The organism is Trueperaceae bacterium, assembly GCA_002707365.1.
GTDB lineage: Bacteria > Deinococcota > Deinococci > Deinococcales > Trueperaceae > UBA6957.
In genome coordinates, this window is sequence record PAMQ01000004.1 from 101404 (window position 1) to 113576 (window position 12173).

Annotated in this window: 15 protein-coding genes; 8 read left to right on the forward strand and 7 right to left on the reverse strand. The window is 46.4% G+C overall.

The window, feature by feature from the left end; genetic code table 11:
• The first annotated feature begins 230 nt into the window (after nucleotides 1–230).
• The 5 genes from CMO31_01520 (at nucleotide 231) to CMO31_01540 (ending at nucleotide 4675) form a co-directional block, all read left to right on the forward strand.
• Entirely contained in the window at nucleotides 231–635 is a 405-nt protein-coding gene (locus CMO31_01520; GenBank protein ID MAZ52678.1) for a cupin, read from the forward strand.
• Between the two features lie 195 nt (nucleotides 636–830).
• Nucleotides 831–1829 (forward strand): AP endonuclease, encoded by a 999-nt coding sequence (locus tag CMO31_01525; GenBank protein MAZ52679.1) that lies wholly within the window; start codon nucleotides 831–833, stop codon nucleotides 1827–1829.
• 3 nt (nucleotides 1830–1832) lie between these two features.
• Nucleotides 1833–2996, forward strand: coding sequence for an oxidoreductase (locus tag CMO31_01530; protein ID MAZ52680.1), 1164 nt, complete (start codon nucleotides 1833–1835; stop codon nucleotides 2994–2996).
• Nucleotides 2997–3024: 28 nt separating this feature from the next.
• A complete protein-coding gene (locus tag CMO31_01535; GenBank protein ID MAZ52681.1) occupies nucleotides 3025–3783 on the forward strand; it encodes an endonuclease NucS in 759 nt (252 codons plus the stop codon).
• Nucleotides 3719–4675, forward strand: a complete 957-nt coding sequence (locus CMO31_01540) for a hypothetical protein (protein MAZ52682.1) — start codon at nucleotides 3719–3721, stop codon at nucleotides 4673–4675. The genes CMO31_01535 and CMO31_01540 overlap by 65 nt, the downstream gene beginning before the upstream one ends.
• Nucleotides 4676–4798: 123 nt before the next feature.
• Here CMO31_01540 and CMO31_01545 read toward each other — a convergent pair whose 3' ends face one another.
• A complete protein-coding gene (locus CMO31_01545) occupies nucleotides 4799–5872 on the reverse strand; it encodes an oxidoreductase (GenBank protein MAZ52683.1) in 1074 nt (357 codons plus the stop codon).
• Nucleotides 5873–6140: 268 nt separating this feature from the next.
• Here CMO31_01545 and CMO31_01550 point away from each other — a divergent pair, with 268 nt between their 5' ends.
• The 3 genes from CMO31_01550 to CMO31_01560 all read left to right on the forward strand — a co-directional run bounded on the left by CMO31_01550 (nucleotide 6141) and on the right by CMO31_01560 (nucleotide 7749).
• The gene (locus tag CMO31_01550) at nucleotides 6141–6476 is read left to right on the forward strand and encodes a hypothetical protein (GenBank protein MAZ52684.1); all 336 of its coding nucleotides are present in this window, start codon (nucleotides 6141–6143) and stop codon (nucleotides 6474–6476) included.
• A gap of 1 nt (nucleotide 6477) precedes the next feature.
• A complete protein-coding gene (locus tag CMO31_01555) occupies nucleotides 6478–6831 on the forward strand; it encodes a hypothetical protein (protein MAZ52685.1) in 354 nt (117 codons plus the stop codon).
• Nucleotides 6832–6900: 69 nt separating this feature from the next.
• Nucleotides 6901–7749: a mechanosensitive ion channel protein MscS gene (locus tag CMO31_01560; protein ID MAZ52686.1), complete on the forward strand. Its 849-nt coding sequence runs from the start codon at nucleotides 6901–6903 to the stop codon at nucleotides 7747–7749.
• A 124-nt stretch (nucleotides 7750–7873) separates the two neighbouring features.
• Here the strand turns inward: CMO31_01560 and CMO31_01565 are convergent, their stop codons facing one another.
• The 6 genes from CMO31_01565 to CMO31_01590 all read right to left on the reverse strand — a co-directional run bounded on the left by CMO31_01565 (nucleotide 7874) and on the right by CMO31_01590 (nucleotide 12160).
• Nucleotides 7874–8626 carry a noncanonical pyrimidine nucleotidase, YjjG family gene (locus tag CMO31_01565; protein MAZ52687.1) on the reverse strand — a complete coding sequence of 251 codons (753 nt, stop codon included), beginning with the start codon at nucleotides 8624–8626 and terminating at the stop codon, nucleotides 7874–7876.
• Nucleotides 8619–8963: a hypothetical protein gene (locus CMO31_01570; GenBank protein MAZ52688.1), complete on the reverse strand. Its 345-nt coding sequence runs from the start codon at nucleotides 8961–8963 to the stop codon at nucleotides 8619–8621. The genes CMO31_01565 and CMO31_01570 overlap by 8 nt, the downstream gene beginning before the upstream one ends.
• Nucleotides 8960–9571, reverse strand: coding sequence for a hydrolase (locus tag CMO31_01575; GenBank protein ID MAZ52689.1), 612 nt, complete (start codon nucleotides 9569–9571; stop codon nucleotides 8960–8962). Before CMO31_01575 ends, CMO31_01570 begins: the two co-directional genes overlap by 4 nt.
• Nucleotides 9568–10389, reverse strand: a complete 822-nt coding sequence (locus CMO31_01580) for a hypothetical protein (protein MAZ52690.1) — start codon at nucleotides 10387–10389, stop codon at nucleotides 9568–9570. The genes CMO31_01575 and CMO31_01580 overlap by 4 nt, the downstream gene beginning before the upstream one ends.
• Before the next feature lie 162 nt (nucleotides 10390–10551).
• Nucleotides 10552–11622 (reverse strand): hypothetical protein, encoded by a 1071-nt coding sequence (locus CMO31_01585; GenBank protein ID MAZ52691.1) that lies wholly within the window; start codon nucleotides 11620–11622, stop codon nucleotides 10552–10554.
• Between the two features lie 7 nt (nucleotides 11623–11629).
• A complete protein-coding gene (locus tag CMO31_01590) occupies nucleotides 11630–12160 on the reverse strand; it encodes a cytochrome oxidase subunit III (GenBank protein MAZ52692.1) in 531 nt (176 codons plus the stop codon).
• Between the last annotated feature and the right edge of the window lie 13 nt (nucleotides 12161–12173).

Genomic DNA, 12173 nt, shown 5'->3' on the forward strand with positions numbered 1-12173 from the left:
ATGCTTTACGAGGCTCGATAAGGATCAGTTTAGAAGCGAAAAGCAAACGTCCTGGCCTCGAGAGCTAGGATAAACCAGATTCGTCAGTATACAGTTGGTTGATGTAAATCTTAAAACAAAACTGGTTGTCCGTCACTCTGGCTAGGATCTCGGATACGGGTTTTGTTCTTTGGTAAAATGTTGAACTATATTGCGTAAGCTAAAGACGGGAACCTTGGAGGAGGACACGAATGAAAAAAATTGGTAATTGTTTCGTTACTCGTAATGAGGATGTTGACCGGCTAACCTTCGACTGGGGAAAGATTCACTTCCTCAGCGAGGAAAAGGTTACAGGTGGTAAGTCATTTAGCTTCGGATTAGTCGAGCTAGAGGAGGGTAAGGGTCACATCCGTCACAATCACCCTACTGCTGATGAAGTAATTTACGTGGTGGAAGGTGAAGGAGACCAAATGCTCGATGACCAAGAGACTGTGCGTGTGAAGGCAGGAGATTGTATTTGGATTCCCCTAGGTGTATATCACTCGACTATTAATCGGGGCGCCGGTACTCTGAAGTTGATCGTGGTTTACAGTCCAGCAGGCGCTGAACAGGCTCTGCGGGGGGATCCAGCGGTTCAGATTGATTCACCCAGTTAGAAGAACTTGCCAGGTGTCGACGGGAGCTTAGTTATATTTGGGTTCTCAAAATAACCAAAGTTTTAGCCCAACCAACCCACCTCACGACGTGGGTTGGTTGTTAATTCTAGCGACAGAAACTGATGTAACCAGGTAAGCTATATGCAACCGTGGCAACGAGGAACTAATTTTCAATAGATTGTGAGTGAGGAAACCATGACTAGACCCGTTACACTCTTCACTGGACAGTGGGCCGACTTACCCCTCAAAGAGTTAGCACCTCTTGCAAGAAAGATGGGTTATGACGGTCTTGAACTTGCTTGTTGGGGTGACCACTTCGAAGTTCGCAGGGCAATTGAGGAAGACGATTACACCGACAAAGTTTGGGAAGTACTCCGGGCCAATGATTTACAGTGTCTGGCTATAAGTAATCACCTAGTGGGTCAAGCCGTCAGTGATCCTATAGATGAACGTCACAAGGACATAGTTCCTGACTATGTTTGGGGTGATGGTGATCCGGAGGGAGTGCGCCAACGCGCAGCTCAAGAGATGAAAGACACAGCTAAGGCCGCTGCTAAGTTGGGTGTAGAGGTAGTTAACGGCTTCACAGGTTCGCCAATTTGGCATGCCCTATACGCTTTCCCACCAACTTCACAGGAATACTGGGATGCTGGCTTTGCTGATTTTGGTAGTCGTTGGATCCCAATCATGGACGCTTTTGATGACGCTGGAATCAATTTCGGACTTGAGGTACACCCTACAGAGATTGCTTTTGACATTGCTTCCTCCGAACGCGCGTTAGAAGCCGTTGGGCACCACATAAGATTTGGTTTTAACTACGACCCATCACATCTTGGTTACCAGGGAGTAGATTACGTGAAGTTTCTGCGAACTTTCTCTGATCGAATCTATCACGCTCACATGAAGGACGTTTGGTGGGGTCGTGGTGACGGCACTGCAGGTGTTTTTGGCGGACACACATCCTTTGGTGACGCTAGGCGTTTTTGGGACTTTCGCTCAGTAGGGCGGGGAGACATAGATTTCGAAGAGGTTATTGTTGCTTTGAATGATATTAACTACCAAGGTCCTTTGAGCGTCGAATGGGAAGACAGTCGGATGGATCGCGTTCACGGTGCTACTGAATCGGCAGCGTTCCTGCGGGAGCTAGATTTCGAACCGTCGGACATCGCCTTCGATGCCGCCTTCGAGGAGTAGAAGATGACAAAAAAGATTACTTACGGAATGGTTGGTGGAGGACGTGATGCCTTCATCGGTGAAGTTCATCGGCAGGCAGCAGCGCTCGATAGTAAGATCGAATTGGTTGCGGGGGCACTTTCGTCCACTGCGGATAAAGCCAAGGCATCTGGGCAAGATTTAGGACTTCCTGAAGATCGTAATTACGGTAGCTGGGAAGAGATGCTCGAGCGTGAGATGAACCGTCCTGAAGACAAGCGCATAGATTTCGTTTCAATCGTTACACCTAATCACGTACATTTTCCCGTAGCTAAGGCCTTCGCAGAAGCTGGTATTAATGTGGTTTGTGATAAGCCGCTAGTCCATACAGTTGAGCAGGCACGTGAGCTTATAGAGGTGGTTGAGCGCACAGGAATAGTCTTTGCGGTTACCTACAACTACACTGGTTATCCAATGGTTAAACAGGCTCGGCACATGATAAGTTCAGGCCAGCTTGGTGATGTGCGTAAAGTCATTGTTGAGTACAACCAAGGTTGGCTTGCAACCAAGTTAGAAGATGCAGACGTAAAACAGGCTGATTGGCGTACTGATCCAGCTCGTAGTGGTGCTGCTGGTGCCATAGGTGATATTGGTTCACACGCAGAGAATTTGGTCGCTTACGCCACCGGTCTTGAGATAGATTCTATATGCGCAGATCTGACTACTTTTGTGCCGGGTCGTCGTTTAGACGACGATGGGAATTTGTTGATTCGTTACACTTCCGGCGCGAAGGGTGTCCTCATTGCTTCACAGATTGAGGTCGGCGAGGAGAACGAACTAAGATTACGTGTTTTTGGTACTGAAGGTGCCATTAGCTGGCGCCAGGAAGACCCAAATGAGCTTTTCTACAAGACGCTTACGGGGCCTACTCAACGGCTTACTAGGGGTAACGATTACCTGTGTGAGGAAGCACAACGAGTCACTCGGCTCCCTACAGGTCACCCTGAAGCCTTCATAGAAGCCTTTGCCAACGTATATGTGTCAGTAGCTGCCACCATCCAAGCTAAAAAGGAAGGACGCGAACCCGATTCATTCGAAACTGACTTCCCAAATGTAATCGATGGTGCCCGAGGGGTTCACTTCATAACTAAGACCGTGGAAAGCAGCCGTTCAGACGTAAAATGGTTGAAAAGTCGTTGGGAGCTTTGAACAGACTGTTCCTTAGAAGGACCACCTTGTGCTCCGTGAAGCCTTAACGGATCCCTCGCCCGAGAACCTACTCAAGTTTCTAAATACTCATTTAGGAAATCGTGATTGTCTCATACAGGTGTTGAGTGAGTGTGAGGTTTTTTATCAAGGTCGGGCTGCTAGTGTCGCGGAAGCTGGCGATTTTCTAGTGTTAGTTAAATGTGACGGTAGTTTACAGGTGCATGGGGCTAAAGGGATTAAACCGATCAACTGGCAACCAAAAGTTGATGATACCCAAGTTTTAATTGAGGACGGACGTGCCGTATTGCTAAGTGAGCGCTTTAACCCTCCTGAGTTGGTGCGGGTGGTTTTTCTCGAACCGGCTTTAGCTCAGGCGCTTGAGCTAGATGAGGTTAGCGGTTTCGTTTTATTCGGGTCAGAAGCCGAGATGCAAAAGGCTTTAACCCGGAATCCAGAAGCTATTGAGGCTGGCCTGACCCTAATAGATGCTGAGCTACCCACTGAAGTAGGTGATATCGACCTTTACGCTCGTGATAGCCAAGGTCGTTTAGTGGTGATTGAGCTTAAACGCGGTAAAGCTACACAGGAAGCTGTTTATCAACTAATGCGCTACGTTGAGCGAATTGGAGAAATCGGTGGTACTGATGTTCGAGGAATTCTTGCTGCACCTGCGATTACAAAACCAGCTTTGGAGAGGCTGCAAGCCCTTAAGCTAGAATTTCATGAGGTTCGAGCCCTTCCGGTTGAGGAAAAGCCGGAAGCCCAACCAACGTTATTCAGTTCTTGATAGGAAGGTAATGATGTCAGATAAGGCCAATTCGATTTTGAGCAAGATGGACATAAAAGGCGGTAGTCCTTCAGATCTAGAGATTTACCTTTTTGATCTCCATGGGTTTCTTGTTTTAGAGGGAGCTCTTTCGGTGGCTGAGGTCAGTGCGCTGAACCGTGATATTGATGCCCTATTGCCGTTAAAACCCGGTGAGTGGCGCGGTTACGTTCATGGTCATAACTTTGGAGATAATGATGGTTTGAACTTGCAGCAGATTTACGAGGGTGGTGAGTCTTTTGAGAGGCTTATTGATCACCCGTCGTGGATCGAGAAGGTTAAATATTTTGTTGGCGGTGAGGGCACATTTGATTACAATCATGGTCCTCTTTTTATTGATGAGTGTTTCGCTAACTTACGAGGTCCTGGTGAGGCTATCGGTTTGCATTCGGGCGGACATGCGGCTGCAAAGCGGAATCAGTTTTTTTTCCAACATGGACGTTTCATGGTTGGTCAGGTGAATATCTTAATCGCGTTAAATAATATTGGTCCTGGTGATGGTGGGACTATGGTAATTCCGGGTAGCCATAAGTCGAATTTTGAGCATCCAGCAATAGAAAAACACAGAATGCACGGTGAAGCTGCATCGGTCGATGGTGTTGATGGCGCTGTCGAGATACACTTGAAGGCTGGTGATGCTCTGTTGTTTGTTGACACCATTAGCCACGGTTCAGCTGAGCGGGTGAATGCTGGTGAGCGGCGTAATATTGTTTACCGGTATGGCCCTTCTTGGGGTTATTTTCGTCGTGGTTATGGGGTTTCGCCGGAGTTGCTTGAACGTCTTACACCGAAGCGGCGTGAAATAATCATGCCTCATGTTCCGCTTCCGCGCGAACCTCAGAGGCATGATTGACCGTGAATATGTTGGGCTAGATCAACCTTAATTTAGATGAATAACTAAGATAGAGATTGCGTAATCAAGTAACATATAGCGTATCCAGACATCTGTTTTTACTTAGAGAAACTTGTATCAGTTTTAAGATCGACGATACTGGGGAGGACGAAGTTTATGGTCAAGGTCTGTTCCTAAAGAATTTGCAGCTTTGTGAGGCCAGTACGGGTCTCGCAGGAACTCTCGACCCAAAAGAACCAGGTCGGCTTTTCCCTTGACCAAAATCTCATTAGCCTGATTAGGATCGGTAATCAAGCCTACAGCACCCGATGCAATGTTTGCTTCTTTTCGCACTCTTTCAGCAAAACAAACCTGGTAACCAGGCTCTACAGGAATCGAAATGCCAGGAGCTATGCCACCGGAGGAGCAATCGATCAAATCCACACCCAGCTCCGTGAGCTTCCTAGCTAGGTGGAGAGTATCTTCAATATCCCAGCCATCAGGATGCCAATCCGTACTGGACAATCTTACGAACAGCGGTAAGGTATCTGGCCAAACCTCACGAACAGCTGATATTACTTCCCGCAGTAGTTTGGTGCGGTTTTCAAAGTTACCGCCATAATTATCTTTGCGATTATTAGTGAGTGGGGATAAGAAGCTATGTAGCAAATAGCCGTGGGCACTGTGAATTTCTATTACTTCGTATCCTGCATCAAGCGCTCGTCCTGCTGCTGACTGGAATGCGGTTATTACCGCACCAATGTCTTCCGAACCAAGTGGCATTGGGGTAGGATCACCCTTCTCAAACGGCGTTGCGGTTGGTCCTTTTGGTTGCCAGCCAGCAGTCTCATTCGGGAATATCACACCCTGACGATCACCCCAAGGCCGGAAAGTACTTGCTTTGCGGCCAGCATGAGCCAGTTGGATTCCAGGTGAAGCACCCTGGTTTTTCAAAAAAGTAGTAATACATCTTTGCCCGGCCACATGATCATCGGTCCAAAGCCCCAGGTCTTGTGGGCTTATCCGGCCGTCTTTCTCAACTGCTGTAGCTTCAGTAAATACCAGGCTAGCCCCACCAACAGCACGAGCTCCCAGGTGCACGAGGTGCCACTCGTTAGCGAAACCTTCCTTAGAACTGTATTGACACATGGGAGAAACAGCTATCCGATTACGCAGTTCAACGCTGCGAAGCAACAACGGAGAGAACAAATTAGTCATTTGGTTAGTATGTACACGGATTTACGCGATTAAATGTGTTGGAAACTCCGTAATAACATTGATTTAGCTTGCTAGTTAAAGAAGAGTCATGCCCGAGGTCAACTTGTGTTTCTAGATAGGGCGACCCTAGAAGTCATGAAGGTTAATCCCAGCTCCTTATTAGATCCCCAATAGAGTGTTTTTTAGGATCAGGGTTCTTACCGAAGGTAACTCATGGATTAAGTTGCTCACGTTAGTATTGCCAAGTAGGTTGGTAAACTACAGATACATGTCGGTCCTCAGCAATAGTCATTACGACTCTGCCTGGTCCCTGATCTTTACCAAAATAATTTCAAGGTGGCTGGTTCACTCAATACGAAAGTACAGGTTTAGAACCCTACTGAAGGTAGGGAGAGAAGCCTCTGATGATATTATGGTTAGCCGACGTCCTATTTCATTTCTCGTCATTTCCAACCAGGTGTGGATAGATCGCCAACAACACCCCAGTTGCTTAATCAAATTAATGGTCATCTTAGCTAAACGCTTGAAGAACCTATTAGAGAGTCACTTGAAACTCGCTAGTCAGACTAAAATGGGTTGTCGACTTGGGCTTGGAATGTGTTGAAATGACGATACAATCACACACCGGTTCAGAAATTAAAGAATCCACCCCTGAGGGTGAAAATAAACAACCAGTAGACCGCGGATGGGGAGGCTCTCTGCTACTAGTGGTCCTTGCTGTTATTGGTAGTTTTCATGCCATGATAATGATCGGTATCGAAGCCTACCGAGCTTATACTACTCAGAAGGCTTTGACTCAACTCGAGGTGGAGATAAATACTTTGGAATACGAACTGAACGGACTCAAGGTTATTCTGGAGTACGGTAATGATCCCCTCTACCACGAGCAGTTAGCTCGCAATCTCGGCTATATTTTCTCGGATGAGAAGAGAGTCATTACTTACCCCGAAGACCGGTGACCTAGGTGACAACCACTCGGGCGTGTTAAAACCAAATCTAGAGACCCCTACGTTTATGGAGGAAAGATCGTGGATCTAAGTATAGATGGGCAACAGCTAAACTTTATCGGCTCGCTTGCGATCATGTGGGGTTCTCGTGTTCTTGGGGCCATCATCACCCTGGTTGTTGGCTGGGTAGCAGCTAGCTGGCTCGCTGGTCTTGTTAGGAAGGTTGTAGCAAGAGTGGACCGTGTTGATAACACCATTGGTGGTGTTATGGCACGTGTAGTAAGAATTGCTGTCATAGTACTAACGCTTCTGGCTGTGCTTGACCGGTTTGGTGTTGAAACAACCAGCATAGTGGCACTTCTTGGTGCTGCTGGGCTCGCAATCGGTCTTGCTCTTCAGGGAGCATTATCCAATGTAGCTTCTGGTGTGATGCTACTCGGGTTACGGCCCTTTAAGTTGGGTGATGCAGTGGATGTCGGCGGCACTGTCGGAATAGTCGAGGATATTGGGCTATTCCTTACCCGGCTAAAGACTTTTGATGGAGTTGCTGTTTACTTGCCTAATTCTCAGATTTGGGGAAGTGAGTTGAAGAACTTTACGGCGAACGAAAATCGGCGTCTTAATCTCATATTTGGAATTGGTTATGCAGATGATGCCAATAGGGCACTTGAGATCCTTCAAGAAATCGTTGATTCAGACGATCGGATCCTAAAGGAGCCAGAACCCCTAGTCGTTTTCGAATCGTTAGGGGAAAGTTCAGTCAACCTTTTAGTGCGCCCTTGGGTACATCGTACAAATTTACTCAAAGTAAGATTCGATCTAACTCAAGCTGTTAAGGAACACTTTGATCGAGAGGGTATTTCGTTCCCGTTTCCTCAGACGGATGTTCACTTGATTCCGCAAAATCCTACACCCGAGGAATCCAATTAGCTTCTTACTGAAAGGTCCCCCTAAGGCGCACTTCTTTACAGCTGCAGAGTTGGAAAAAGAGACTCGTTATTAAGACGATGCAAGTCTGTATGTTTGAGCTATATTTACTCCTTAGATAATAGATTTAAGGTGGGTTTTTGTCGAGAAGGTAAAAGAGGGCCCAGAGATCACGAATCTCGTACGTAACCGGTAATTCGAGGACGTTTTGATTACCAGTAGGATTGAACCAGCAGGTGTCGATCCCGTAATCAATTCCCCCACGCATATCTGAAGTTAAGCTATCTCCAATCATAAGGACCTCGCTCTTTGCCGGTTGCTTTAGGGCCTCGAAAGCGGCATCAAAGATACCAGGGTTTGGCTTGGCGACACCAATCTCGTCTGATACCACGATCCCCGTTATAAACGGTGCGATAGCTGAGGTAGTAAAACGTGGTCTTTGCACTTCGCGAAGTCCATTAGTAACTATTAGTAACTTACGGTCAACAGCTAATTCCTGCACAACTTCAAGGGCGTCATCGAGCAGGAACGTGGCTTCGGATAGGTGATTTAAATAGGTAGCGTTGGCCTCAAAAGGGTCAAGGGGTAAACCTGTCCTTTCTAGAAAATGTTCAAAACGACTTACCTTGATGTCCTGCTGAATAATCTCTCCCCGCTCAAAGGCTAACCAAAGACGACGGTTTACCTCGTTATAAACCTCAAAGTAATCAGCGTCGAAATGACCGTGTAGCTCAACAATTGTGCTTTTTAAAGCGCGATCTTGAGCTTGGTCAAAATCGAAGAGAGTGTGGTCAGCATCGAATAGCAGGAAAGGGTAACGCATGATTGATGGTACCGTTTCTAGGTGCTTAATAGAGAGGTAACTGGGTCGATTACCCAACCTCTCGTAAATCTTCCATGATTTGCCAACCAACACCCTCAGGTGTTTTTTCAAGGGCAGATTGGAGTGTTTCTGCTAACCATGGGACTAATCGGGATGGCTCTTCGGTCGTTGGTGCAATGGTCAGCACAGTGAACTGGTAGAACTGTTGACTTGAGGTGAGGGTACCGTCATCAAAGAAGACAAAGGGTGCCCGGGGCATTTCATCAACAAGTATGTGGATGTCTGGATCGAGAGTAGCTGGGACATAGTTGGTTAGGGTTATCTCTAACTCGATAGGGTGCCAGAGATAACCCTGAAGGATCTTGGTTGCCTTACGGTCGATTCGAGTGGTCATGTGATTAATACCTCTGGCAAGGCAACGTCCCAATTCACCCGGAAAGTCTCGTAGTTAGGGATATGGATACCGGTAAAGCCTATATTGTTGCATGCAGAAATATTTATGTCGTTGTCGTCAATAAATGCGACTTCTTCTGGTAGTACCCCAAGAACGTCAATTAGGTGAGTAAATGCTAGTGGATCTGGCTTGCGAACACCAATTTCATTAGAGAACACGAAGTTACGCCGACTTATACGACTTAGACGAGGATCGTCTCTAACCTGATCACAAAGGACAGGAACATTATTAGAAAGCATTCCTAATAAGTAAGTGTCAGGGATACCATTTAGAACCTTAAACATTTCTGGACGGTCAACAACGGAGCTAAGAAAGGTCTTTTTGAAAATACCTACGTCGCTTTCAAGACTCGAATGCTCGCTAAAGAGGCGATGAAAATTCTTCATATCAAAAGAACCAATCTCGAATTCTGCCATTAGTGGGAAGTAGGTCGATGCGATTTTCTCTTCCGTAACGCAGAACAGTTTCGCAAGATTACGAACCGCGCTACTGTCAAACGTTCCATTGGTAAACACCCCACCCCAGTCAAAGACAACCGCCCGGATCATGAGGTTTTAGGCCTTTGAGAAAACCAGGAGCTGCGTCGTCCCGAATGTCGTTCCTCTCGATACCAGCGGAAGAAAATGATTATGAAAGGAATACCATAACCAAACAGACTTAAAACTTTCATTAACGCACCGCCTACTGCCTGATCGTTCACCGGTGACAACCATATTTGAGGGGCTGCAGAATAAGTCTCATACAACGACTGGCCAGCAAAAGTCACCATCCCAAATAACGGGAGTTGTAGGAGAGGAGTAGCGAATAAGTAGAGGAGTTGTACTAGGCCACTGGCTCTAGGTAACTCAGGTAGCGGGCTCATGAGAGGCCACCAGAATAATACTGAGATGCCTAAGAATATTAGATGTTCAACGTGGTGTAAGTTGGTGTTTTGAAGGGCGCTGTCGTAAATCACAGGAATATGCCAAACAGAAAAGAGAAGATTAAACAGTATCAGGGCTACTAGTGGTTTGGTAATAAATCGAGAAATTGGGGCAATTGCACTATTAAGGAGCATTGGGCGAAGTATCCAAGTGGGAAGTCCCCAGATAATTAGGCTTGCCACGCAGTAATTAACGATTAAGTGTTGTAGCATGTGGGCACTAAAAAGATACCGTTCTGCAAGATCATGTAGGGGAGAACCTTCAGCCAAATACATTACCCCTATTCCAGCGTAGAAAAATAATGCCTTACGCCAAGGAACCGGCGCTGCTGGTGCTAGACGAGAGCGAAGGGGACCGATTAGTAAGGTATAGCTAAAGGCAAGTGTCAGTAGACCGCCAAGTAAGACTGGGTCTAGTTGCCAGGTAAGGAATAGATCGGGCATGATAATTACGATACGTCAGCTGGCAAATTCAAAGCGTTTTGTTCGATCGAAGATGGGGCTATAGTGCCATTTGGCGTAGTTGCATTCATAAGAGGTTTATAACGAGACCTATAGTGGGGCCATATGTACTGGCAAGGTTTCATACGAATCGTTAGTTGGGAATTATGGTATTTGGCGGCTTTGTCGTAATTCATACACGTCCGAAGCCGAGAGGGACTTCTCACGAATCTTTGCGACTTCATTCGGGAGAAATGGACTAAACGTATTTAACTTTTCAAGATTTCCCCAGGAAGTGACAGCGTGATTTAGAGCCAAAGCAATATCCTCGTTAGAGACCATTTGACGCCCCGCCATAACACCATTATAGTTTTTGCCCAAAACTTCGATAGGTCCCTGGATCCCAAAAAGAGGAACGTGGATAAGGTACTCGCGGCCACCACTGGAGTTATATATATTAGCTACGTGCTCCGCTAGAGGTGGGAAAACTCCAGGTAGTCCAAGGCCAGTATTTTGGTGGCAAGCTGAGCAATTTTCATTAAAGCTTTTAAGAGCTAAAGCACTATCGAAGTTAGCAACATTATTATGGCTGATTGGTTGCTTCGCTTCTTCTTTACTTTCATCTCCATTTTGTGCGGGCGTAGAAGAATTGTTAACTTCTGGACCTTGGTTTTTATGCAATTCAGGTAAATGAGGTTTGAAGTTGATATCAAAGCCACCGGTGTTGGGAGTTGGCGGGGTAATCTTGAGGGCACCTTGGTTCTTAGGGCGAGGAGTATCTAGGATTACTTGAAGTGGACGCGAATAACCGTCAGTTTCAATCGTGGCTATTGTCTCTTCCGAAATTTCGTGCGGAATGCCGTGCCCACCTGAATGCTCTTCATTGTGACTGTCCTTACCCGTAATTACTTCAGGTGCGTTGTGGTTAGCCCAAACTGGTAGCACGCTTCGAAGTGTGAATAGAAAACCAAGGACTACAAAGGTACCAAGAGCAAGAACCATACCGGTTGTGAAGAATCCGGAGTACGTGTTTTCATCGTCCTTGAGGTGCATGAAGATGGCTACGACAAGGTAGAATTTTAGTACTGAGAGTGCGATGAGCCAAAACACTAACCAGCCTGTTGAAAGCCAGTCGGGGCGCCATTGAATAGCTGCAAACTCAATGAACGTTATTACACCCAGGACAAGTGCAATCAAGGTGTAAGTTGCTACTGAACTTCCTTTGTGTTCACTCATGGGTAACTCACGCGAACTCAACTAGGTAAATTACTGTAAAGATTACGATCCAGACGATATCTACGAAATGCCAATAGAGACCAGTAACTTCGAGGAATAAGGAATCCTTACTGGTCATTGGTTTTACGTAGGAGAGGATTAGAATTGATAGAAGCATCAGAACTCCTATGGTTACGTGTATACCGTGGGTTCCGGTGAGCACAAAGAATGTTGACCCGAATAGGTTCTGGTTAAGAGTGAGTCCTTCCTGAACAAACGTACTGAATTCAAAAACTTGGAAGCCAAGAAAGATGGCACCAAAAAATGCGACTCCAAAGGTCCATAATCTGAAACGAGGTATGTTGCCAGAACGTAACGCGTGAAGCGCCAAAACCATTAGGAAACTGGACATTAGTAGTACGAAGGAGCTTACGGTGGTTATGGGAATGTCTAGTACATCGATAGGGAATGGACCCTGAAGGCTTCGTCCCCTATAGACTAGGTAGGTACCGATTAGCGTACCGAAGAACATGCAATCTGAGGCGAGGAACAGCCACATAAATAGCTTTAAA

What these genes read in the sequence shown, in the direction of transcription:
- CMO31_01540 (MAZ52682.1), top strand. Translation starts at nt 3,719, where the DNA reads ATGAGGTTCGAGCCCTTCCGGTTGAGGAAAAGCCGGAAGCCCAACCAA.
- CMO31_01525 (MAZ52679.1), top strand. Translation starts at nt 831, where the DNA reads ATGACTAGACCCGTTACACTCTTCACTGGACAGTGGGCCGACTTACCC.
- CMO31_01580 (MAZ52690.1), bottom strand. Translation starts at nt 10,389, where the DNA reads ATGCCCGATCTATTCCTTACCTGGCAACTAGACCCAGTCTTACTTGGC.
- CMO31_01590 (MAZ52692.1), bottom strand. Translation starts at nt 12,160, where the DNA reads ATGTGGCTGTTCCTCGCCTCAGATTGCATGTTCTTCGGTACGCTAATC.
- CMO31_01575 (MAZ52689.1), bottom strand. Translation starts at nt 9,571, where the DNA reads ATGATCCGGGCGGTTGTCTTTGACTGGGGTGGGGTGTTTACCAATGGA.
- CMO31_01545 (MAZ52683.1), bottom strand. Translation starts at nt 5,872, where the DNA reads ATGACTAATTTGTTCTCTCCGTTGTTGCTTCGCAGCGTTGAACTGCGT.
- CMO31_01555 (MAZ52685.1), top strand. Translation starts at nt 6,478, where the DNA reads ATGACGATACAATCACACACCGGTTCAGAAATTAAAGAATCCACCCCT.
- CMO31_01550 (MAZ52684.1), top strand. Translation starts at nt 6,141, where the DNA reads ATGTCGGTCCTCAGCAATAGTCATTACGACTCTGCCTGGTCCCTGATC.
- CMO31_01530 (MAZ52680.1), top strand. Translation starts at nt 1,833, where the DNA reads ATGACAAAAAAGATTACTTACGGAATGGTTGGTGGAGGACGTGATGCC.
- CMO31_01570 (MAZ52688.1), bottom strand. Translation starts at nt 8,963, where the DNA reads ATGACCACTCGAATCGACCGTAAGGCAACCAAGATCCTTCAGGGTTAT.
- CMO31_01520 (MAZ52678.1), top strand. Translation starts at nt 231, where the DNA reads ATGAAAAAAATTGGTAATTGTTTCGTTACTCGTAATGAGGATGTTGAC.
- CMO31_01585 (MAZ52691.1), bottom strand. Translation starts at nt 11,622, where the DNA reads ATGAGTGAACACAAAGGAAGTTCAGTAGCAACTTACACCTTGATTGCA.